General features: G+C 45.2%; 17 protein-coding genes. 6 read left to right on the top strand and 11 right to left on the bottom strand.

Annotation, left to right across the window (positions count from 1 at the left end; genetic code table 11):
- The 11 genes from A1359_RS02155 to A1359_RS02110 form a co-directional block, all read right to left on the bottom strand.
- A partial coding sequence (locus tag A1359_RS02155; protein WP_157200438.1) for a hypothetical protein occupies positions 1-329 on the bottom strand: 329 nt, incomplete at its 3' end.
- Positions 322-3,756, bottom strand: coding sequence for an STY4851/ECs_5259 family protein (locus A1359_RS02150; RefSeq protein WP_198159242.1), 3,435 nt, complete (start codon positions 3,754-3,756; stop codon positions 322-324). The genes A1359_RS02155 and A1359_RS02150, both read right to left, overlap by 8 nt.
- A 53-nt stretch (positions 3,757-3,809) precedes the next feature.
- Positions 3,810-4,574, bottom strand: coding sequence for a hypothetical protein (locus A1359_RS02145; RefSeq protein ID WP_066977331.1), 765 nt, complete (start codon positions 4,572-4,574; stop codon positions 3,810-3,812).
- Positions 4,575-4,640: 66 nt separating this feature from the next.
- Positions 4,641-6,719 (bottom strand): UvrD-helicase domain-containing protein, encoded by a 2,079-nt coding sequence (locus A1359_RS02140; RefSeq protein ID WP_066977328.1) that lies wholly within the window; start codon positions 6,717-6,719, stop codon positions 4,641-4,643.
- A gap of 12 nt (positions 6,720-6,731) precedes the next feature.
- Positions 6,732-7,691: an HNH endonuclease gene (locus tag A1359_RS02135; RefSeq protein ID WP_198159241.1), complete on the bottom strand. Its 960-nt coding sequence runs from the start codon at positions 7,689-7,691 to the stop codon at positions 6,732-6,734.
- Positions 7,692-7,696: 5 nt separating this feature from the next.
- Complete coding sequence (locus A1359_RS22660; RefSeq protein ID WP_198159240.1) at positions 7,697-9,319, bottom strand: DNA methyltransferase; 1,623 nt, start codon at positions 9,317-9,319, stop codon at positions 7,697-7,699.
- 240 nt (positions 9,320-9,559) lie between these two features.
- Positions 9,560-10,495, bottom strand: a complete 936-nt coding sequence (locus A1359_RS22655) for a DNA methyltransferase (RefSeq protein ID WP_198159239.1) — start codon at positions 10,493-10,495, stop codon at positions 9,560-9,562.
- Positions 10,496-10,498: 3 nt separating this feature from the next.
- On the bottom strand, positions 10,499-10,699 hold the full coding sequence (locus tag A1359_RS02125) for a hypothetical protein (RefSeq protein WP_066977323.1): 201 nt from the start codon (positions 10,697-10,699) through the stop codon (positions 10,499-10,501).
- Positions 10,696-10,977: a BrnT family toxin gene (locus A1359_RS02120; protein ID WP_066977320.1), complete on the bottom strand. Its 282-nt coding sequence runs from the start codon at positions 10,975-10,977 to the stop codon at positions 10,696-10,698. The genes A1359_RS02125 and A1359_RS02120 overlap by 4 nt, the downstream gene beginning before the upstream one ends.
- Positions 10,974-11,252: a hypothetical protein gene (locus A1359_RS02115; RefSeq protein WP_066977317.1), complete on the bottom strand. Its 279-nt coding sequence runs from the start codon at positions 11,250-11,252 to the stop codon at positions 10,974-10,976. Before A1359_RS02115 ends, A1359_RS02120 begins: the two co-directional genes overlap by 4 nt.
- A gap of 111 nt (positions 11,253-11,363) precedes the next feature.
- Positions 11,364-14,423: a BPTD_3080 family restriction endonuclease gene (locus A1359_RS02110; RefSeq protein WP_066977314.1), complete on the bottom strand. Its 3,060-nt coding sequence runs from the start codon at positions 14,421-14,423 to the stop codon at positions 11,364-11,366.
- Positions 14,424-14,602: 179 nt separating this feature from the next.
- Here A1359_RS02110 and A1359_RS02105 point away from each other — a divergent pair, with 179 nt between their 5' ends.
- From A1359_RS02105 to A1359_RS02080, 6 genes are all read left to right on the top strand, one after another.
- Positions 14,603-15,481, top strand: coding sequence for a WYL domain-containing protein (locus A1359_RS02105; protein WP_066977311.1), 879 nt, complete (start codon positions 14,603-14,605; stop codon positions 15,479-15,481).
- On the top strand, positions 15,474-16,718 hold the full coding sequence (locus A1359_RS02100) for a coiled-coil domain-containing protein (RefSeq protein ID WP_066977307.1): 1,245 nt from the start codon (positions 15,474-15,476) through the stop codon (positions 16,716-16,718). The genes A1359_RS02105 and A1359_RS02100 overlap by 8 nt, the downstream gene beginning before the upstream one ends.
- The gene (locus A1359_RS02095) at positions 16,715-17,317 is read left to right on the top strand and encodes a condensin complex protein MksE (RefSeq protein WP_066977304.1); all 603 of its coding nucleotides are present in this window, start codon (positions 16,715-16,717) and stop codon (positions 17,315-17,317) included. Before A1359_RS02100 ends, A1359_RS02095 begins: the two co-directional genes overlap by 4 nt.
- Entirely contained in the window at positions 17,314-20,109 is a 2,796-nt protein-coding gene (locus A1359_RS02090) for a hypothetical protein (RefSeq protein ID WP_083960449.1), read from the top strand. Before A1359_RS02095 ends, A1359_RS02090 begins: the two co-directional genes overlap by 4 nt.
- Positions 20,106-20,978 (top strand): hypothetical protein, encoded by an 873-nt coding sequence (locus A1359_RS02085; RefSeq protein WP_066977300.1) that lies wholly within the window; start codon positions 20,106-20,108, stop codon positions 20,976-20,978. Before A1359_RS02090 ends, A1359_RS02085 begins: the two co-directional genes overlap by 4 nt.
- Positions 20,979-21,149: 171 nt before the next feature.
- Positions 21,150-22,838: a hypothetical protein gene (locus A1359_RS02080; RefSeq protein ID WP_157200436.1), complete on the top strand. Its 1,689-nt coding sequence runs from the start codon at positions 21,150-21,152 to the stop codon at positions 22,836-22,838.
- The last annotated feature ends 324 nt before the right edge of the window (positions 22,839-23,162 follow it).

The following is a 23,162-nucleotide window of genomic DNA, read 5'->3' as shown; positions in this document are numbered from 1 at the left end:
ATTTCACTGGAATACGCATACTGTTCAAGGTCAAACGTATAGTTTTCTGTAAGTTGTTCTATTTGCGGGTTCGATAATGCATTGACCAGATCCTTATGCAACAACTTTCCGCTGAGTTCTCCTAAAGAAAATTCAGAAGCTTGCCAACTGAAAGTAGCCTCAAATACTGGATCGGCAAGAAATGAGCCAGGTAAACCTGCTTCATGACCAAAGTAGCTGGTTAAATAGGCTCGTAATGCGTCATTTCGAAAACCTAATAAACCTAAAGCAGCTCTAGTTGCACGTCGGTTAAGTTGCTCGATTAAGTCCGTGTAAAAGAGATTAGTCATGAGAAGTGGTCTCCACTGGGAGTTTAGATAATTCGATGGTTAAGGCGATGGCATACACCGTATCGAACCAATCGGGGTCAAAAGCTCTGAGCAGCCGCAATTCATAGATTAGATTTTCAGTTACTAGATATGCTTGAAGGCTTTGGAGGTTGGTCCAATTGTCCTCGGTTATATTAGGAACTGTTGTTCCTGCGTTAGAAAGAATCCCCTTAATACTCAGTCGACTAGCTAAAAATGGTGCACAGCGAACAGATCGATATATAGGGGCAAGATGTTGATATAGATTCCATTCGTTCAGCAACTCTAATCGATCGAATACTTCTTGGCTTGGTGGCCAATGTTCGTCTGCATCGTGGCGACTTTGCAGTTCCTGTTCTGCATTTGCGATTTGTTCGTCAAAGAATGAAGGTAATCTGCGTGAGATTATCAGGGGGCTACTTTGTATTGGTTTATCGATAAACGTCCGCTCTTGTAGCCAATCACAGAGCGAAGACCAATATTGTCTTCGGGAACAAGCTCTTTCTCTAAATTTTTGGAAAATTCCAAAAACGATATCGCCATTGATATCAATTTCACCTAGTGCATTTTGAAGACTATGGATATATAACGAAGTAGCTTCCTGCCAGCAATATGCAGACAGCAAACTCCAAGAGAATGGTAATTGTTCTGCCAAATTCCATACGCAATCAAATAGCTCATCATCCGATTTGAGTAAGGCTAATGCTAATGTCTGCGGATACCCCACCAACCGAGTAAGTACATTCATTGAACTGGCTGGAAACTCGCGAGATAATCGAATAAGATCAAATAACAAAAACCAATCAGAATCTTCGGGATTCTCGCCAAGTTCCCGCAAGACTTCATCAAGTATCTGTTCTCGTAATACGCTATTGGATTCTCGTATCGCAGATTCAAGTTTTGACTCTGATTGAGATACATCACTTTCTGAAATAGACCATAGAATGGGTCTAAATCGCACCCAATCTCCATCACGCCCAACGATCCACCATGGGCCAGGAGCCAGTTGATCAGGCAAATTCCAACATGCAATCAGCTCCAGATTGATTTCAAGAGGAATTGGCTGATCTTTTGGAGACCACAAAGGAAGCATTTCCAAGTGGATATTTTGTAAGTGGGACTGCCCAATTTTTTCTAACGTAGAAGTTGATAAACGAACCTGATGTGCAGGGAAGTTGGGCTCCAGAAAACAGTCAAAACGAGCAATATTGAGCCGTGCTAGAGTTTCACCTTGCGAGGTCGAAACTTCCAATCTAATTAACGCATCTAAACTTCGACTACTACTTAATAGCGATGCGATTCGATCTTGCCAAGTCAACAAGCTAGTTTCCAATCTTCCAGAGATTAAAATTGCCAGTCGATCTCTAAAGCGCAGCCTCGGTAATTCGCAATCTAGTGCATCTGCGCTAATCAACTCAACGTCAAGCCAATAACGCCTCCCGCCAGCGTGATCTTGTAAAAATAGTCGCAAGCCACCCAGTCGTTCGAGTGAAACCGTTTCATCTCGTGACAATGTTTGCCCGGCCAATTGAAAAACAGCACCCCGTTGAGGATACGGCAAATTGATCGAAACTTCTTTACCCATCCCCCAAGAAAGATTGAGCGTTATCGGAGGTAAATTTGTGGTGTGAAGAACCGGATAGCTGATCTCGATTTCATCTTCCGTACGTTCAATCTTGTCACTGTTACTATCCGATATCAAAGCCCCCATCAATCCATGTAGCCGATAACTACCTGCCTCTTCCCCTTGACCAATGGTTCGCTCAATGCAAAAGGACTTAGGTAACACTACGACTTGGCGCCTAAAAATTTCTATATTTCCATAGGTATCGAATAGACGCAGCCAGATCCGACCAACACATTCGATAGTGTGGTCATTCCATACGGCACCAGTATTCAATTGTTTCCATTGTGTTTTCAGGTTAGCCGATTTAATCCCACTTTTGTTACCGATTCGAGGGACGCCCAAATAAAGTGGATACGAATTCAAAGCATCGGATAACGTATGTCCGTTAATACAGTAGCTTTCTTCAAAATCTATTTCAGCCTGACAAGTTATCCGATAACGATCATCCTCTTCCGTTAAAAAATCGACCGTACCACTGACCTTGTAAAGGCTTCTGCTAAGCTGAGGAATCTCGGTAATCTTCTGGTATTCACCTACTAATGGATGAGCTGAAAGTCCATTTGGCGATAGAACATAAGCGTTTTCGGCACGTGTCTGTCGTGATCCTTCGCCGATAAAATACAAATCGCCATTGTTTCCTTTGTTTACGAAAAACCACGGTAAATCTCCCCATGGCTCCTGATTTTCAACGGCCAATGGATATTCAAAATCACCAACATGCAAAAATAACAAGTGTTGATCCTGAACGAGGTTGGCTGAAATTACTGCACCATTGCGTCGAGTCCACTCACGTCGGTATGAGGCTGATTTACCACTACCTTGAGCCAACGTTAACAAGGCAATGACTTCGGTTGATGCCGACGTTTTCAGTAAAATTCGTAATCTAGGGGGTAGGTGAGTTTCACTGCCTACCCAATGACATAATTGTTCAGTGGCAATAACATCGGGACATTCGAGGTACTTTTGAACTTGCCAGCCCTGAGTCGTTTCTTTCAGCTTTCCTATCCAGCGTAAGCGGGATTGCGCAAGCTTCGTCAGTTCATTGGTTCGTATGACTAAACCATTAAATAACGATTCCGCGGTTTGATCCTCAAGCCTCAGAGGTAGCCTTTTACGCCAATCAGGGACCTTATTATCCAAAGTTATGATTGGATTATTGCTATAACCGATCTCTTCCTGTAGCTCGACAATAGACGCGATCAATTCGCCACCCAAATGAAAGACAACATCTTGGCGTAAACTAGGTGGCAACCTATGAGCTTGTATGCGACCGATCCTTTCCGCTATTTCAATTCCGCCATATCCTTGGCTGTGATAGTCCTCTAATGTGGCTTTGAAAAATTGATTGATAGCAGCATTGTTTTTTTGCAAGAGTTTCAGAGGCAAGCCTCCTTCACATGCGATTGTAGTTAAAAATCTCCGTTGACCATTCTGTTCTATGAGCGGACGCTTCCACCAAGCCAAGCCCTGTTTGATCCATTCCCTAATTTGTTGATGTTCGGGTTGGTTGATACCAAGTGGTTTAAAAACGGTCTCCCATGTCCAAAAGCCGGTCTCATGTTCACGGCAGAAAGTTTCAGCGGCGTATAGACAGAAATAATAAGAAAAATTCGTTACAAAAGCCTTTCGGTAATCAACAATTTGTAATTGTTGAATTAATTGTTCTTTGAGTTCTTCATACTTTTTATCTTCACACTTATAAGCATAAAGTGGCCGGCCATCTGGGGCCGTATTTCGAGTACGTGTAAAAATAAACTGAGTCAACCAATTACTCTCGCCCACTGTCATCCCTCTCATATTATTCTTGTGAATATCAAATAGGACTTAAATCCTATTTAGTTACCCTTGATAATGGATAATTGCTTAATAAGCGTATTTTTGGCCATATCTATTTTTTCTGGATTAGTTTTTGCGGAAAGAGAATCTTTATTCTTCCTGCCAAGAAAGTACGCGATACGCTCTGCGTTTGCGCCTGATGGATGCGGCAAGTCGCCAAGAATTCTATCTTTATCGATAAAGCCTTCGGCAGATAAAAAACTTAATGCTTCTTTAGTCTTATCGCCTAACGGAATGAAAACGGCTTTATTTAATTCGCGCGCTTGATTTCCAAAGTGATCGTGCAAATATCGCTTTAGCAATGGTTGTTTGAGCATATTTGGCGTGCCGTTGTAATCCTTACCGTCAACAAATACAGGATATGACAAGACTGAAGCCGTTTGGGCTAGATGCGCCATGCTTCCAAATAAAAGCCCGGTAGTCTCAATGTTCAACCATTGGTTGATGCCAATGTGATCTAACAAATTGATAAGGTTATTGCGTAATGTGCCGCTGAATGCACCCGTCAACTTTGCTTGACGAAGAACTGTATGACTATCTGCGCCAGCTTTTAACTGATTTTGTGCCTCTCGTAACGCATTGGTCATTTGAGTTCGACCAGGCGTAATACCTACAATGACGACTTTTGCATTCGGATTGATATATTCAAATGGAGCATAATAAATAGATAACTTGCCATCTCTATCCATGATGAGTTTCTCATCGATGCAGTTATCAGGCAGATTTTGAATAACATTACGGTATTTGTTTAATAAAGAGTCCATCTTATCCTTTTAATTATTTCCAGTTGTTTTGCTAAAAACGATTATCAAAATAGTAAATTGGGAGTTTCACCCGGTCAGCATCAAATCCTCAACAAACTCAGAGGGCACATCCCCGCTGGTCACTAACAAATGATCTCTGGCACGTGTACAGGCGACATAAAGTAAATGACGCTCTGTTTCATAAACTTCTTCCAAATCGGCGTTATCAGCAACCGATTCAATTCGAGATTGGGAGGGAATGATTTCGTCATCACAAGCCATGACTACAACGGCTCTAAATTCCAATCCCTTGGCCAAATGCATGGTGCATAGCGAAATAAAGCCTGTCGTTGTCTCGACCTGCTCATCTAATACAATGTAAGGCAGCGATGCCAACTTCACGACGGAAATCGCTCTATCCAATTCCGCTTCCGACCGTACAAACACACCCATTTCATGAGGCTTGATGCCATCAGTCGACAATTGAGATAGCCAATCGGCGACGGCGCGTATTTCCAGGTTGGGAGAATCCAACATTAATATGGACGGCGCTGGCCCATTAAATACCGAGATCGTGCCGTTTCTGTCCTCGACATTACCATCCACATCAGAAATATCCGGCCCAAGCAATTGATCAGCTTGCGCCCTAATTTGATGGGAGGTGCGATAGTTGATATGCAAACTACGAGAGCGGCCACGAATGTCCACGCCTAACGATTTCCACGAAAACGCCATTTGAAAAATTCGTTGTCCAAGATCGCCGGCAAAAAATAAAGCATTGGGACGCTCAGCCCCAATCGCAGCCAGGAAGCGCAATTGCGCTATACCAATATCTTGTGCTTCATCCACCACAGCAAAATCAAAAGGGTAGCGAGACTGTTGCGCAAAATGTTCGGCTAAGCGGGTAAAAATGGCGGCATAAGTTAATACTCTACGTTCAACCAAACCCGATTGAACCTGTGCAAATATCGACCACAGCAGCTGCCGCTGAGCCTCGGGCAAACGGGTTTTTCGACCCAGTCGTTTCACATCCCGATAAGCCTCCCAAGACGATAATTGCCAGGCATCAACTACTTGCTCCCACTCGGAAACCAAAAACTGCAAGCTAAACTTATGTCCTTGAAGTTGCTTAGAAGCGGTGTTCAACAACTCACGAATCAGCTCTAAAGTCGCAATTTGGCATTTACCAAAATTGGATTCATACAAACGTTGGCCAATGACATCCAAAGCATGTACTTCCAAGCGTTCGGCTAAGCGAGGCTCATGACTAATCAGACGCTTCAATTTATTGCGTAAGGCGTTGGCCAATGTTGGCGAAAACGTAGTGAGTAAAACGCGCGATTCAGAATGATTCCGCGCAAAAAAAACAGCGCGATGTAGCGCGACAATGGTTTTACCGGTGCCAGCCGAACCTGAAATACGGGCCGGTCCGTTATAACTGCGTTCAACCCACTGGCGTTGCGCAGGATGCAGAAATACCGTCCATTTATCCCAGGGGTAATCCAGCGCCTGTGCTAATTCTTCGACATTAGCCATGATCCGGAATCGTCGTAAAGCATCCGGATGCTGAAATGGATCGGTAACGGCTTCGGTATGCTCGACAATCGATGGTATTTTGCCGACCGCAAGATCCAAAACAGCTTCAGCGGCTTCGGCAGGTAGGTGGTCCGCCAATTCCAAAATCGAATCTTCATCAGCAGCACGGACATCAACCAGCCATTCTTCCGGGACGCCATAACTCATTAGTTGCTCATCCGTGTATTTCGCGAACAGTGGCGGCTTGGCTGGTTTGATTATCGTAGACTCAATGTATTTCGGTACGATGACCTCTTCGACACGTTCCCGAATTTCCACGATTTGCGCAGCACCCGTTCGCGGGTGAGTTTCCAGCTTACGGCGTTCCGCCCAGTGATAGGCTTTATCGTGATGGTCGACGTAACACAGCAACAAACTGCTTTGCGTTTTATGGACGATGATACGAATGTCAGTACTAACCCGGACTGACCAGAAGTTCTTATCCTTGGCCCTATCCAATTTGTGAAAACTGAATCCGGGATTTTCCGGATTCAGTTGCAGATCGAACGCGGTGGTTTTAATGGCTTTTTGTTCTTCGCCGGTGAGTTTGGCGAGGCTATCGGTGAAGGTGTCGGCAATTCGAAAGTCCATATCTTGAAATCCTTAGCTACTTGATTGCGCACTATCTGAAAAATCAGCCTTGCAAAAGGGCTGATTGGGATACTGCTTTGCAAGGATGGCTAGGAGCTGTGTTCTGACTTCCTCACGATTTTCTGCATGATGTGCTCGACGATGATCGTTGGGGCAAATCGCAACGACATTCCACTCAACATCTGGTCCATCCTCTGCCAGTGCAATGACATGATGGGTTTCCAGATAAATCGTACCTGCAGCGGTTTTAAAACCTGGTTGACCACAAAATTCGCAAACTCCTGATGCTCGTATAAGCACAGATTTGCGTACTTCTGGGCTACGAATATAAACAGTTCCAGTAGCTGTTCGTTTCTCAGGGAGATCAGGAATTGAAAATTGATCGACGAATTTTTCTAGTGGGGAATCGTTGGTTACTGAATGATCTTTAGATTTGGGTGGAACGGAACGGACTAGTCGAAATACCCCTGTTGCAAATTGATAATCGTGCACATACCAATTCTCGGAATCTAATTCTCGATATTTTGGAGGTTCATCGTTGCTCTCAATTTCAGAGTTTGCCCGAAGCAATACAACTCTAACAGGCTCAGTTTTATTAAAGGCAGCTAATATTAATTTATTAAAGTTAGCAGCTCTGCCAGCCTGGAGTGTTGCGGTCGCTTTGGTACTTGAATCCTTATTCTCCGCCGCTTGCTGGATGTCTAATGCCCTTTGCCTCAAATTATCTTCAAATATTACTTGTCCGCGAATAACTTGAAGGTTTTTGTGCCAAACACATAACAAAATGGGTTCCTTATCTCCTCCAAACGACCACTCCGAACAATATGCTGGGTTAGAAGCTGGTTCCTTTACTTTCTTTCCATTTTTAGTGATGCCCCAATCAGAAACGTTAATTCCAGATCGTTCGACCAAATCGATTATACGATCATGACTGGTTGGTCGAAGCGATTCCAGTAAATCTTTATCCTCCATTCTAATCATCCCACCCTAAACACCTTCATCACCTCGTCCCCGAGATGATTAATCACCTTCACCGCAATCCGCCCGGATTTGGGCTTATCGAAGGGTCTTGAGGTATCGCTGTTCAAGGTTGCCCAGGCTTCTTCGTTGATTTCGGCTTTGAGGGTGGTTTTCAGGGCTTTGTAGGGATCGTTGGCGCCGAGGAAGTAGGCGTGGCGGACGAAGAAGCTTTCTTCGTTGTAGTCGGTGTCGATGAACCAGCAGGCGATGCCTTCGGCGCCGTCGCTGCGGACTTCGCCGGTGTTGGGGTGGAACACATCCACACCGTTGACTTTGACTTGAATTTTGCCGTCTGCGGCATCCAGGATGTCGATGTCCGGTTCGCCGAAAATGACGAACAAATTGCCTTTGCCGGTGTTTTTCAGGTCGTCGGCCATGTGCAGGTCGGCGTTCATGCGGGCTTTTAACACCGGGATGCGACCGAGTTTGTCGAATTCCGAAGAATGGGCGTCGTAGTTAAAGGCGCAGGCGATCAGTACGTCGAAACCGGCATCGCCGGCTTCGCGCGCAGCTGCGACTAAATCAGGGCGTGATACCGTGCCAAATTCCGGGCCGATGAAAATAGCTGCACGCTTTTCTATTTCCCCCTCACCCCAGCCCTCTCCCCCAAGGGGCGAGGGAGTCATATAGCGGCCTTCGGCGCAGATCAATTCACCGGGCCAGGGCGATAGCGAGGTGAAGTCAATTTTGTCGGTTTTATGCGCTTGCTGCACGCCGGCGGTTTTCAAGTTTTCCAGAATCATTTGCACGAAGTCGCGTTCTTCGCGATATTCGGCATTGGACTCGCTCACGCCATCGATCAAATCGTCGTTTTCATCGACGGTCAGTACCCGATGCGGCGATAAGCTTTCAACGGTGAAAGGCCCGGCGACGCGGACTTTTTTCTTGTCTTCGTAGGGCTTGTCGTACAAGAATTCGGAATCGGCTTTGGCGGCAATCGAGGCGTCGATTTCCTGCTGGCGGGCGATGCGTTGTTGCCACCAATCGGCATGTAGTTTCTTGACGGCATCCGACCAGTTGGCATCGGCGTCGCGGGGGATTTCCCATTCTTGCCAGTGTTTGTCCAAGGCTTGATTGAGTTGTTCGCGTAGCGGCTCCAGTTTTTGCTGAAACTTGTCCCAAATGACGTCGATTTCGGCGTTGTTGGCGACGGCTTTCAGCGTGATATGCGGTACGCGCTCATAGACAAAGCCATGGCGGATATTGCCACTGGTGCGTTGGCTGGATGGTATGCTGCGGGTGACTTCGGCTTCTTTGCGTTGACCTTCCGGGCTATCAGCCAATAAATAATACGGATAGCGAGCACCCATGATGCGGGCACGAGCAAGGGCTAACGCGACTCTGGAGGTGTCTAGTGTAATCCAGCGGCGACCCCATTGTTCGGCGACATAAGCGGTGGTGCCAGAACCGCAAGTGGGGTCAAGGACTAAGTCGCCGGGATCTGAGGCCATGAGTAGGCAGCGCTGAACAACTTTTTCATTCGTTTGGACAACATAAACTTTGTTTCCAAAGCTTGCTTGGGTATCAGTCCAAATATTGCTGTAAGTCACACAGGGAAAATCATCCAAAAAGAGACGCATGAACAATGTTTTTCCTGATGGATGAACCTTGTTTGCCCTGACAAGATTTTTCATTCGTGCTTCATCTGTTTTCCAATATCCTGGCTCAGGTCTGAATACTTTTCCAAATACACTGACGCCATACCTTGAACCGGGATTCTGGGAGACAAGCGGACTGAACCGAAACAGCTTAGAACCTTGAGGAGGCGAATCTATTTCCGCATCTGTTGCTTTCCTCGATAAACCATCTGGAAATAAAAGCTATGAATATGCGTCACGTGCTGTAGCCATGTCCATTTTGGCTTTGTATGGTTGGCGAAATTTAATTGTTCCCTTATTTTTTGCAAACCATAAAATGTAATCACAAACCCCAGGAAGCAAATTTGAAGATTGAGCTGCTGTTTTAGAAAAAGTAATTTGGCTCACAAAATTCTCGGAGCCAAACACTTCGTCCAGAATCTCTCTCACGTGATGGAGGTTCTCATCACTAATCTGTAAAAAAATCGATCCCGAATCAGTCAACAAATCCCTTGCCACCGTCAGCCGATCGCGTAAATAGGTCAGATAGGAATGAATGCCGTCGCGCCAGGTGTCGCGAAAGGCTTTGACCTGTTCCGGCTCACGGGTGATGTGGTCGGTGTTGCCGTCTTTGACATCGCGGCTGGTGGTGGACCACTGAAAGTTGGAATTAAATTTGATCCCATACGGTGGATCGAAATAAATACACTGCACCTTGCCGCGCAAGCCTTCGCGTTCCGCCAAGCTGGCCATCACTTGCAGGCTGTCACCCAGGATCATGCGGTTGGTCCAGTGAGCATCGTGGCGGTAAAACTCGGTTTTGGCGTTGTTGTCCGGTAGGCCATTAAAGTCGTTGAACAGGTCAATTTGATCCGGCTCGGCAGGTTTATCCGCTTCGGTGCGGCGCAACAAATCGTCGATCAACACCTTGGGATGGACTTTTTCCTGGATATACAGCGGCGGCGCATGCACGACCAAATCCGACCAGTCCTGTTCGTCTTTACCGCGCCAAACCAGCTGCGGATCGAGGTCGCGGTTACGGCGCTCATAGGCCAAGCGAATGGGGTTTTGCTCGTCCTTGGCCATCACCGATTGGTATTCGGCGGTAGGAATGTTTTTGCGGGTGGCGTCGTCGTGAGTCAGGGTTTCGACGCTGAGTTTGTCCGAGTTTTTTGCCATGTCCTAACTAATCCGCTTCGCTATTTCGATATCTTTACGCAACCAGTCATTGATCAAGTTCCGAATACGGTCGGCGTCAAAATCGCATTTCTGATTGACGTACTGCAATACGTCTTGATCCAAGTAAATCGGCATCTGAATTTCTTCGATAGGCACGTAAAATTTACCTTGTTCGGCATTGGTAAAGTCGTATTCATCTTTCATCGTGTTGCCCTCTGTAGGTAGGTCGATTTTTCTCTTTGCGTAGCTTTTCTGGCGGAGATGATGCGGATCACATCATCCGTGCGAAAGGTATGAACCACCATCAGCACCTGTTGTTTTAGATTCATACCCAACAGCAGCCAACGTTCTTCGTTTTCGGCAAACTCATCGGGCATGCTTAATGCCAAATGATCGGAGAACACATAAACGGCATCGCGGAAATCGATGCCGTGTTTTTGGATATTAGCCTTGTTTTTGTTGTCATCCCATTCAAATTTCATTGAGCTTCCCGATGTTGAATGTCAGTGATTTTCCGTTTGCTGCCAGAGCCGAGGTCGACCATTTTCCCGACGTCGGCAAAATGGTCGCTGACTTGATGATCCGAAATCTCGCAGGCGGTTTTTGCTTTCGATATAACTTTTACAAAGTTATCCCATTTTGTATAGCCCAGCAGAAACTGTAAATCTCGAGCCAACCAAAACTCTACGCCGTTGTCGGCTTGTTGCGCGTGGGCTTCAAAGTTTTCGGTGAGGCTGTGAACTAAATCGCTTTTCATGATCTTTGCTTGAAATTTGAGTTGAGAACCAATCCTGAACACTTAAAAAAGCGCTGATTTCTATGTCTATCGACCGGGACATGTATAGCAAAGTAGCAAAATCTATACATATCAATTTTGACCCTGACTAACTACGTCCAGCAGCTTGGCAAATTCGGCTTCTACCTTTTCCTCAAAGTCGGTCTCGATTTGATAAACCTCGGTGAATTCCGCAAAGGCCCAACGGCCATAGGTTTTTAAATTATTGACACCAGGTACCCAGTAGGTATCCATGGTGGCTTTTTTGTCTTTGGCATCCTCGCGGCGATAGCCCTTGATTTCAACGACCAGGTTTAGCAAGTCATCCTCGCCTTGGCCATCGTCAATGCGGACAATAAAATCCGGCAGGTATTTGCGGGTTTCCGAGCCATAGCGATAAGGCACTTCCAAACCGAGGCTGTGGTTTTTGACATAGGCTTTGACTTTGGGGTGTTTTTCCGCGACGCGGCAAAATTCTGCTTCCCAATCACTATCGAGTACCACCCAATTGATGTGGCAACGGTCGGCGGCGGTTTCCCAGCGATCGGTTTTGGAGGTGTTAAAACTGACCTGACTGGTTGAGCTGGTGGGGTTGTAAGGGTCGAGAACCGCTTTGATGGGGCGAGTACCGACCAAAGAACGGGTGATGGCGGCGGTGATGCGTTCGCAGGCCATGTCCGCCAATTCTTGATACATCAATTGCGCGGGATAGGTACCGCCTTTGCAAACCAAACAGGTATCCAGCCATTGTTTGGTAATCCGTTTGAGTTGACCAAATAGGTGCAGTTTGGCTTCGTCACCAGGATCGCGCCATTTGGTGTACAGCAAGCGTTGGGTCAGGTGAAACAACAGCGTCGATAGTCGCATGTCGCCGGTATGCACCAAGTTAAGGTCCACAGATTCACCAATGATACCGGCGTTTTGAGTGACTGACGGGCCGACTAAATCCGGTGTCAATTCCAGGATGGAATCGGTATTGAATTCTGCGGTGAGGCGTTCTTCTGGTAGTTCGACCCGATAGCCTTGCACTCGGGGGAACTGAATTTCCAAGTGATCGCGTTCAGGCCTGACGGCTTTGACGTGAACGGTTTGCCGAGGCGGTTGCGGTGGAGCGATGACAGGCTTGGCGGTGAAATCAAACGGTATGCCCAGTACGTCGGCATATTCGACGTTAAACAAATTGTCTTCGTTAAGTTCGTAGGATTGACGCCGAAGGGCGCGGCCAATGACTTGCTCGCAGAGCAATTGGGTGCCGAAAGCCCGTACGCCAAGGACGTGGGTAACGGTGTTGGTATCCCAGCCTTCGGTCAACATGGAGACCGATACCACGCAACGGATCGATTCGCCCAGACGGCCTTCTTTGCCAACGGTGTTCATGACTTCGCGTAGTAGTTCTTGGTCGGTCAAGTTGTCGGCTTGGCGCAGATCTCCGGTACGCTCGATGATTTCGCGTCGGAAGCGTTCGATTTCGTCGCTTGCCATGTTGCGAAAATTACTGTCGAGCGCTTCGCCGGATTCGAGTTGTTCGCTATCGATTAACAGGGTGTTTGGACGTGCCAGCTGATTACCGAAGTCATCGAAATTGCGGAACAGCGGTAGACGGCCATTTTCCAGTGCGCTGGAACCGTCTTCATTTTCACGTTGAAAACCAGAAATATAGTCGTATACCAGTTTAGATGTGCTGGTGTTGTTACAGACCACGATAAAACACGGTGGTACTTTGATGCCATTTTCTTGCCAAAGTGCGTAAGTTTTTTCGTAATGTCCGTAGAGGGCTTCCAAAGCGGTTTGCAACTCGACTGGAATGCTTAAAGGATCGAGTGCTTTGCCTTGGCCACGACCTTTTTTCGGCATCTTTTTACCAATGTGTTCCCAAAGATTGCGGAACTTGGGCATCACTTCGCCAGGAATATTATCTGCGACAGGCACACGCGGGAGTTTGACGATGCCGCATTCAATGGCGTCCATCAAAGAAAAATCGCTCATTGCCCAAGGGAACAAGGTTCCTTCAACATAACCCGATCCGCTGAGAAAGAATGGGGTCGCGGATAAGTCTATTACGCGCTGTACGCCCAATTTACGATTGGCCGTTTCCAGGCCGGTGATCCAAAGCCTAGCCGCTTCGCGGTTTTTTTCAGCTTCTTTTTTTTCGTCGCCTTTAAGGTCTTCGTTATCTTGAGACGGTTTCTCACGATAGCAGTGATGCGCCTCGTCGTTGAGTACCATGATATTTTTCATACCCATCAATTCCGGCATAACCCGCTGCAACATTTGCCCTTCGGTTTCCAGGGTACTTAGCGCATCACCGCCACGACCTTGTAATAACAAACGACCACCCTTGGATAACTCCAGGCGCTCACGTAATTTAAAAGCGTGGTAATTGGTGATAACGATTTTTGCGCGTTCGATGTCGCCTAGCATGTCGCTCGGAACTATTTCCCGGCTTTGGTAATAGCTGTCAGGGTCGTTGGGTTGTAGTACCCGCAGGCGATCGCGAATGGTTAAGCCTGGAGTGACGATAAGAAAGCCACGAGAGAAGTTTTTGCTTTTAGGTCGGCGAACGGCGTTGACCGATTGCCAAGCGATGATCATAGCCATCACAGTGGTTTTGCCTGCACCCGTAGCCAATTTTAAGGCCAAACGCATCAGATCTGGGTTAGCGTTTTGATTGGCTGTTTCCAAATGCTGGATGAATCTTTTACCTTGTGTGCCGCGCTTAGGGGCCACTTCAGTTAGCCATATCGCAGTTTCAGCCGCTTCTACCTGACAGAAAAAAGGCCTAACACCATTGAAGGGATGATGACGCCAATGCTGTAGTAAACGTGCAGTTTCGGGGGTGACTAGCCAATCCTTTGGGTCTGGAAGCTTGCGCCAATCGTCGACACATTTGCGCAATTCGTTGATGATCGGGGTCGGATCGTAACGCTGATCGCTGGAGGAAATAGCATCAGTCTCTTCAAAGTCAAATAGTTGAGCCTGTTCAGGGATATCTTTACGCTTCTTGGGTTTTGGAATGGGGGTAATAAATTCAGCCCGCCGGCGTTGCTCGAGGATTTTTTGTGTTGGCTGGCCTTTGTCATCCAATTCCCAGTGCTTCACAGGATATTCATAAGGCGAATTGAGGATGGGCTTGCTGAAAAATTCGTTTTCCATGTTGTAATTTTTTTCCAATCACTGGTTTGGAAGGCTCGGATTTGGGCTTGAAATTGTTCGATCTTCAAGTGTCATTCTAAGCTTCATTGCAAGCGCCAAAAGTTTAACGCGCAGACTAATGGCAAAACTATAAAGTGTGCGCTATGGTATGTCAAAAAAAATGACATATAATCGATAGCATGATTTCATTCAATCATCCAGACATCCAATTGAAGTGGGATATCCGACAACGCTTAGCCTTGTTGGAGGCTACCGTTATGTGGGAAGGACGGGTGACGACGGGCAGTCTGATTCAATTATTTGGCATCTCTCGCGGTCAGGCTTCTAAGGATTTTTCGCTGTATCACCAGTTAGCGGAAGGCAATCTACTGTACGACTTAAATCAAAAGGCTTATTTCCCAAGTGAACATTTTGTTCCGATCTTTATGCGCGGTACTGCGGAAGAATATCTGCGTTTGATTGAAGCAGGCAGTTGCTTGGGGCAATCCGTGGTTTTACCGATCATTCCAACCGGAGTCGGTGTTGAGCTGTTTTATCCACCAGCGCGCAAACTGGATTTCCAAGTTCTGCGCGTGATTCATCAGGCAATCAGGGAAAAGCGCCAAATCAAAGTTCATTATCAATCCCTTTCGAGCGAGCCCAAATGGTTAACGCTCGAACCGCATACATTAGTGTTCAACGGGTTTCGCTGGCATATCAGAGCCTATAGCCACGAACATAATGATTACCGGGATTTTGTGTTAGCTCGATTCATTGCCCAGCCTGAGTTAGCGGAAAACGCGACGTATTTCGTCGAACACGATGCGGATTGGAATTGTGTGGAAACACTAGTGATCGCGCCACATCCTGAGCTAAGTCCGGAACAACAAGTAGTCATCGCCGATGATTTTGGTATGACGGATGGCAAATTACATCTGACTGTGCGCCGTGCAATGCGTCTCTATGTGTTGCGCATGCTGCATCTCGATGAATCCTCTTTAGTGCCTAAGATTCAGCAAATCGTCTGGCTGAATCGTGAGCAAGTAGACATTGAAGCACCTGTAATAATCAATGATTAATCCGCGTAGCCTGGTTCGGGCGCTTGATAAACATTGGGATATTATCGAATACCTGGTGGCTTTAGGGCGAGAGCACATTGCATTTGAGCGGGACGAATTGCTTGGTGTGCTTAATAAAGTCTATCCGCAAGAAAGCGATGAACAGCGACTGGAACGTTTGCAGCAATTGGTTAACAACGAATTGTTGATTGCCATGTCCCACAGCGATAGTTTGCAACTCAACGAAAATGTCAGTCAGTTTATTAGTGGATTATTGCATGAGCATGAACTGGGCTTATCGGACATTTTGAAAGCGAGGATAGTCGACATTCAAGCTGGCTTGGAACAGTTGCAGCAGGCCATGGAGAGTCGAGATATGGCTGCTTTACAAAACGGTGCTATTCGTATCGATAAACAGCTGCGGCAAATTCTGCAGCAGCTCGAGCAAGATAGTCACGCGATTCAAGCCATTGCGGAACGCGCTAAATCCAGCGATGAACGAATGCCTTTGGACTATCGGTATCGGGAGGTGTTGGATGCTTACGACCAATATGTTCAACCAATGGAAGAATTAATGGATACCGGCGCTGGTGGGAATTTCTATCCTCTTCTGGAACGGGCCCAGACTGTCCTGGAATCTCTTGATCGAGTGTTAACTATTCAAGGAGGATTGTATAGTCATCAACAGATGTTACGTCAGGTCGGATTTCGGGTAAAAGATTTACGCGCCTATGGGTTAAAGTCATTGAAACAATGCACCAATACCTTAATGCCGCTCCGCGAAGAAGTACGTCGTCATAATCATTTGAGTGCTGCGATTGGGCAGTTGTTGGGGGCAGTACGAAAAAAAGGACTGGATCGTACCTTTCCCGGTCAGTGTTTACCGGTTTGGCGTAAGGAGCGTTCTTTGACTGTCGCTGTTGGCCCTGAATTATTGAGCCTGATGGAACAAGTGCGTGGCTATCAAGCCAAATCCGTTGACTTTCCGGAATCTACCGATGAGCAGCTGTTGGTTGCATTGGAACAGGTCGATGAAGACGTTATCCAGGGGCATTTGTTCCGATGCTTACCGGTCCCAGACTTGATGCATTGGTTGGTCGAGCATTACGGTACATTCCAAGATGCTACGCTGCTGAAGCTGTATCACAAGTTGATGCGCTTACCGGAAGTTAACGCCATACCCAATCAAGAGTCGGTTCGGGTCACGCTCAAGCAAATTGTTATTCAACTGCATAGCCATGTCGTGGAGTCCGTGTGACCATCGAACTGAAACAATTATCGCAATTACAAGCCTTGTTTAAGGTGTTAAGTTCCGGTGCGCATATCAACCGGCTACAAGAGACCGAACTTTGGCTTGATCTGGAAAAACACTATGTGAGCTATGAAAGCTTATTTTCGGCTTTGGGTTTTGCATTGGTGTTGGATGGTCGTGGATTTGCTTATTTCAAAACCGAACAAGCCAGTGCCTATACCGGTAAATTGACACGTCGACTGGCCTTGCTGCTGATGCTGTTGTTTGAATACCAAGCGGATCAGGGTTTGCATTTGTTTCAGTTTCAACAATGGCGGATTGATGGCCCTTTATTGGAGAAACTTTGCCAACACTATCACGCTATGCTGGAAGCGGAGGAAATGGCTAACCCCCAAGCATTGAAAGAAACCTTAGAGCGTGCGGCGCGAGTGGGTTTTGCTTTATTCGACGATGGCAGTTTTTGGCTTTTACCTGCGGTACATCGTTATTTGGATTTGTTCGAGGAACTGGCACAAGCCGATAAACCCGAGCTGGATCAATTAGTGCCCGTATCTGCAGAAACAAACGATGACGCTGCAGAAGAGATTCAAGAGGAAATAGTGTGAGTTTGGCGCAATACGGATTTCAGAAATTGGTGCTGCTGAATAGTGCAGGCTACAGCCGTGCCGAATTGCCATTGGACGATTCGGTCTCGATTATTGCACCGAACAATACCGGTAAAACCAGTTTGATCAATGCTTTGCAGTTTTTGCTGATCATCGATAGGCGGTTGATGGACTTTGGTGCACACACGGTCGACAATTCGCGGAAGTTTTATTTTCCAGACAACAGCGCCTATATCTTGTTAGAAGTACTGTTACCGACTGGCATGGCGGTGATCGGTTGCGTCGGCAAAGGCTTGAGCCATGATTACGAATATTTTGCCTATCAGGGTAGCCTTGACGTCGAGGATTATCGTCTGGACAACGCAAAGCTTGTCACCCAGCCCAAATTAATAGACAGACTATTGGAGCAGGGGAAACTAGCGAAAATTTATCAATCGAGCGATTTACGCGCGCTGTTATATGGCAATCGGCAAAAGCAACGCTCAGATGATCCCGACTTGACGATTTTCCCGCTCGAATTCACTTCACAGGCGTCAACCTATCAACGTATTTTGACCCGAACTTTACGTCTGGATAGTTTGGACAGTCGGCAAGTGAAAGAGTATTTGCTGGAAATCTACAAGAATGAATTGCATGACCGCAGCGTCAATTTTAAAGAGGAATGGGATAAGTCCTTTGCCGACGTGAATTACGATAAGTCGCAATATGATTCAGTGTCACGCAATCATGCGCGGATCATCGGTATGGAGCAACAACAGCAAGATCGGAAAACGTTACGAGGTAAAATCATTCTATGGCGACCATTGATTGAGCAAAGCTTGGAAAAATGGGAAGCATATTACAGGCAGAAGAGCCAAAGCATTGAGGCCGATATGGTCAAGCAAAAGGTAGAATGGGATGAAGTCGAAGCGCGGCAAAAGACCATTTACAAAGATCAAGCGCAAACCGATTTTGAACTCAAACAACACCAGACACTGGAAAAACGTTACGAGGATTTAACGGTTCAATTCCATTTCGTTAAAGATATAGACCAGCTGACAAAGCAGCTTGACGCCATTCAAGCAGAACGCGATGCTTTAGTAACCCGATTAAATAATGCCGAGACACAGCAAAATCCCAACACTATTCGCCGTAATATCGAAAAATGTAATAAAGAAATCATCCTTTTACAACAACAATTAGCATCGCTCGACAACAATTTATATCTCCAATTGCAGCAAACCCTGTCATCGGAAAGTTTCGACGCACTTACCCGCTTATTGGCCGTGCAGGTATTGAGTTTACCCGTAGTATCTGATGGTAAGGTGCAGCTGTTGAATGAAAACCGTTTGCGTGTTTTCGGGCAAGACCTGGCCGATTGTATTAATGGATCTAATTTCGATGCGGCCGGATTGTCGATTGACCTTTCCGCATTAGAACCCAATCTTCAAATTAAGACGGCTGCGGAGCTGCGAATCGAAATCGAAGAATCCCAACAGCAACTTTATTACTGGGAAGAATTGCTGGCCACGCTAGAAAAGTTGGAACTAGAAAAAGCCAGAAAGGCCGAACTTGATAACCAACTCAAGCAACAGAGGGAGGATATAAAGCTGTATGAAGAGCTTCTGACTTTGCGAACAATGGCTGCCGAACGGCAACAATCGATTACAGATTCAAAAAACAGGCTACAGGCATTTAAGGATGAAGAAGCCACATTATCAGTAAAGAGGTCTAGGATTGAAGTTGATCAACAGCATTTGAAAGACGAAAGTGAGCGCTTAAAAAGTCGGCACAAACGCATTCATATCGCTAGGCAACAACGCAAAGATTATGAGGCGCCGTTTAACTTTTTAGAGCAACTGCCACATCTGCTCTGTATGGACTCGGCTCTCCTTGAAATTGACCTATTGGCTGATCAAATCGAAATATATAACCAGGATTGTCAAGACTTACGGGATTTGGACAAAACTATTGCCGAAGGGCTGATCCATTTGCATCATGATGGCATCAGCAAATTTCAAGTACAGGATGATCAGGAACAAGAGCTACAGGTATTGTTTAACTACACTGCGCAATTGAAACAGGAACAAGCAGCAATTGAGCGCAAGGCACGCTCTGCAGTGGTTCAGGTAGCGGCGATTCTGCGCGATTTGCGTAATAGCCTAGAAACATTGAAGCGACGTATGTCAGACTTTAATAACAAGATCAATAAACGCCAGTTATCCGACCTTAAAGTTTTCAAAATCGAGCCGCGCGAAGAAGAAGCAATCGTCAATGCGATCCGGACGCTTATTTCAACCTCCGAGCAAGTTGACTCAGGCAGCTCGTTTGATCTGTTTGACCATAATGCAGTTCTTGACGATAAGGAGTTGAATAAAGCCAAGGACTTATTGATCGATCAAGGCGAAAAATTAGGTAGTCTCAAAGTCGAGCATTTATTTCGTTTGGTCTTTGTAATTGGTAAACAAAATCAGAGTCCCGCTGAATTTGAAGATCTTGATAGTGCTGCATCGAACGGCACGGTATTGATGGCCAAGTTGATTACCGGTTTGGCTATGCTCAATCAAATGCAAGACCCACGCAAAAGCATAAAAACAGCGTGTTATCTGGATGAAGCTGCTTCATTGGATCAACTGAACCAGCGCAGCTTGATTGAAACGGCCGCAGAATTTGGCTTCTCGCTTATTTTTGCCTCCCCCGAACCACAAATTACCGCCCGATATTGCGTCCCCATCGGCACGAGCAATGGCAAAAATTTTATCAGTCGCCTCAATTGGCAAATCATCAAGCCGATTGAAGAGGTTATACCGTGAGTGTTTTATCCGATGCAATCAAACGTTTGCTGGAAAGTCCAGAGTCACACAAACAATCTGATTTTTCCCCGCTGCAACGTAAAGAATTGGAAGCGTTTGCAAGCAGTACAAGGCTACTAGAAATCGTTAAGTCTGGCCGGACTACTTTTTATCGAGTACTTAATCCACAAGGATTATTGGGTTATTTCCAGCAGTTGCATCCTTTGTCAGAAACCGATCTTCCGATGGATTTGCCAGCACGCAGTCGAAATGTTGGTATCAATCGCAATAGCAAAAAAGGAAAATCCAGTCATGAGTCGTTTTATTTGCTGATGAAAGCTTGGGCTGACGGGGTGATTTGGCAGGATGAACAAAACGTTTTACAAGTGACTTTCACGACAGAACAATTTGGTGCTGCCGTATTACAGGTAAATAAGGGGCAGGAGTGGCGATGCAATAGGGCATTACTATTTGTTGAAAACCAAGCCCTGTTTGATCAATGCGATTGGGTGGAAGCAGATTTTGATGGTTGTCTTATCTATTATGCTGGTCAAATACCCGATCTACTATTGGTATGGATTGCCGAACGCAAACGGAGCCAAGAAATCATTCTGTTTCCGGATTACGATGGGGTAGGGCTGTCTAATTACGCTCGATTAGCTGATGCTGTTCATCCCGATACGAAATTGAGTTTTTACTGGTTACCAAATTGGAAAAGCAAATTGGTTCAATACGGTGACGCGGATATTTGGCTTAAAACGCGGATTCAATTTGAAAATGCCTTTGAAAAACTCAATAATTTGGGGGTTATAGATGAAAATTTAATCGAATTGGCAAGATTATCTCAGCTTAATGGTAAAGCATTGGAGCAGGAGTCAATTTGGCTTTAAATAATCTTTTAAATTTAAACTTTTTGACTTCGCCATCACAATGATCGGTTTATGGCTCTTATAGATTGAGCTCTCCAATAGATGAGTTGAACCAGGCGCCTTTGAAGTATGAGAGTTGGGGGTGCTAAGCTAGCAAAAAATTGCAAAATTCTACCGATTTATTCAAAAATGATGATTGATCTAATATTTGAAAAATATAAAATTCCTAGTCACTGGAAACGTGAGCAACTTGGTACTTTGTACTTTATCTTGAGAAAAGATGAACTTGGTTATGCGCTTGGGAGTTCAGAACGACAATGGTTAATAGATCAACATCTAAATGAAACCTTGGATTTTATAAACTATCAAGTGGATTATAAGAATAAATTAAATGATGAACTTAGGGATGAAATACGAAAGCTGGCAAGTAACAGTTATGTGCATTCTTCTATTCTAACCATACCAAAAACTGATTCAGAACGGGCTTTTGTTTTTTATAAGGTTCACAACCATGAAGAGATTAACGCAGATGAGGCAAAGTTTGTTGATGACAGTTATCATCGACAAATACGCCTTAATAAGATCAAAAACAAGATTGGAGTCATTGAGACTGTATCTTATTCCACAGAGTCTACAAGAATATTTTCCAATATTGCGCTAGGACATGTTTTATCAAGCCAAGAATATCAATGGTTGTTTAAAAACAAAATATTTTCAATTAGCGACATTCTGCTTGGTCAATTATCAGAATTACTAACAAATTTTCAGATTAATAAAATAGAAATAGATCCACAGCATCAACTTTTGCTATGTTTAATTCTAAAAAAGTTAGATGAGGAAATTGTTCTTGATGCCGATGAACAATCATTTTTGAAGACAAAAGGCCTAGATTTCGCACTTGCAGTTGCACAGAAAACGGAGTTTATACAGCTAAAGAAAAAGTATCAAGCAACAGAAATTACAGATGAAGAGCCATCTAGCCATTTGTTTAAAGTGTTAAAAAAAATTAGTATTGGAGCCTCACTACCTGATCCCGATGTTAACTATTTAAAGAAGCGCAAACTACACAACACATTAAAGATTTCATTCAAACCAGAAGCAGATCTTCTTATTGAAAAAGTTGAGCAAGGGCTGGGTTTAAATACGGATGATATTGAGTGGTGTACAAGATATGGCTACCCAGAAATCATTTTTTTATCGTTAAAAAACGAGTTTGAAATCTACGATTCTAAGCATCCAATGGATTCCTCGTTGTTCGGAATATTGGTCAAACTTCAATCAAATCAGCGGCTATCAGATGATGATGTGGTGTGGCTTAATACTGAAAAGCTATTTTATTCACGTTCCAAGATATTTATTACCCATCATCGTATCGAAGCTACCTATTGTGAGGATGAATTTAAACGCACAAAAGGTTACTGGAATTTGGTGAATGCAAGCGCACATTGGCGCAAAGCCCGTGAGCCAAAACTAGCATTAAAATTGACCAATAATCTTGCTGCTATACGTTCAATCAAAGAAGCAAAGTTAAAAGCTGCGTTGTTTACAACTCGTGGAGGAGCTTTACGTGATTTGGATAAGTTGGCAGATGCTGAAATGTGTGCGTTGGAAGCAATTGATATTTTTCCAAGCAGCCATAATCCCTATACGCTGATGGGGGCGCTATGCTACGACTTTGGAAAATATGACGAAGGTGATAAATGGTTTGAAAAAGCTATTAAGCGCGGCGCTAAACCGAATGATCAAGATGCTGAAATTAGGAGCATTTTGAACAAAAAAAGTGAAAAAGAGTGTGTAATAATCATTGCTCATTTACTGGCAAAAGACCCGATACGATTTAATTGGTTAAAACAATACAAGCCTAAACACAAAAAAAACTAATTGTATTTATAATCGACACAACTGCTCGGTAACTCGGTAAGTAGTCTTTGTCATGGTAGTTTATTGAACAGCAAATAATTACCCTTCTGTGCAATGGCCACCTGTCGCGCCGCTCAAGCCAATGGCAGGTAAAAGCCTTACAGCGGCCGATGAATATAACGCTAAAAAAGGGGGCGCCCCGAAGTGATTCTGCAATCCGGATGTTAGATGCTATAGCTAATAACGTGGCGTTATCGAACAAACATTGCTCAAGTGTTCAATAACAGCGAGAATGCGATAGATGCTATAAAAATAATAATTTCCGGCTATCGGTGCGGATTATGC

This window comes from Methylomonas lenta (genome assembly GCF_001644015.1).
GTDB lineage: Bacteria > Pseudomonadota > Gammaproteobacteria > Methylococcales > Methylomonadaceae > Methylomonas > Methylomonas lenta.
The sequence above is the reverse complement of the archived record's forward strand: the minus strand, read 5'-3'. Positions and strand labels throughout refer to the sequence as shown.

What these genes read in the sequence shown, in the direction of transcription:
- A1359_RS02105 (WP_066977311.1), top strand. Translation starts at nt 14,603, where the DNA reads ATGATTTCATTCAATCATCCAGACATCCAATTGAAGTGGGATATCCGA.
- A1359_RS22655 (WP_198159239.1), bottom strand. Translation starts at nt 10,495, where the DNA reads ATGGCAAAAAACTCGGACAAACTCAGCGTCGAAACCCTGACTCACGAC.
- A1359_RS22660 (WP_198159240.1), bottom strand. Translation starts at nt 9,319, where the DNA reads ATGCGTCTCTTTTTGGATGATTTTCCCTGTGTGACTTACAGCAATATT.
- A1359_RS02115 (WP_066977317.1), bottom strand. Translation starts at nt 11,252, where the DNA reads ATGAAAAGCGATTTAGTTCACAGCCTCACCGAAAACTTTGAAGCCCAC.
- A1359_RS02135 (WP_198159241.1), bottom strand. Translation starts at nt 7,691, where the DNA reads ATGGAGGATAAAGATTTACTGGAATCGCTTCGACCAACCAGTCATGAT.
- A1359_RS02080 (WP_157200436.1), top strand. Translation starts at nt 21,150, where the DNA reads ATGATTGATCTAATATTTGAAAAATATAAAATTCCTAGTCACTGGAAA.
- A1359_RS02125 (WP_066977323.1), bottom strand. Translation starts at nt 10,699, where the DNA reads ATGAAAGATGAATACGACTTTACCAATGCCGAACAAGGTAAATTTTAC.
- A1359_RS02100 (WP_066977307.1), top strand. Translation starts at nt 15,474, where the DNA reads ATGATTAATCCGCGTAGCCTGGTTCGGGCGCTTGATAAACATTGGGAT.
- A1359_RS02120 (WP_066977320.1), bottom strand. Translation starts at nt 10,977, where the DNA reads ATGAAATTTGAATGGGATGACAACAAAAACAAGGCTAATATCCAAAAA.
- A1359_RS02140 (WP_066977328.1), bottom strand. Translation starts at nt 6,719, where the DNA reads ATGGACTTTCGAATTGCCGACACCTTCACCGATAGCCTCGCCAAACTC.
- A1359_RS02145 (WP_066977331.1), bottom strand. Translation starts at nt 4,574, where the DNA reads ATGGACTCTTTATTAAACAAATACCGTAATGTTATTCAAAATCTGCCT.
- A1359_RS02110 (WP_066977314.1), bottom strand. Translation starts at nt 14,423, where the DNA reads ATGGAAAACGAATTTTTCAGCAAGCCCATCCTCAATTCGCCTTATGAA.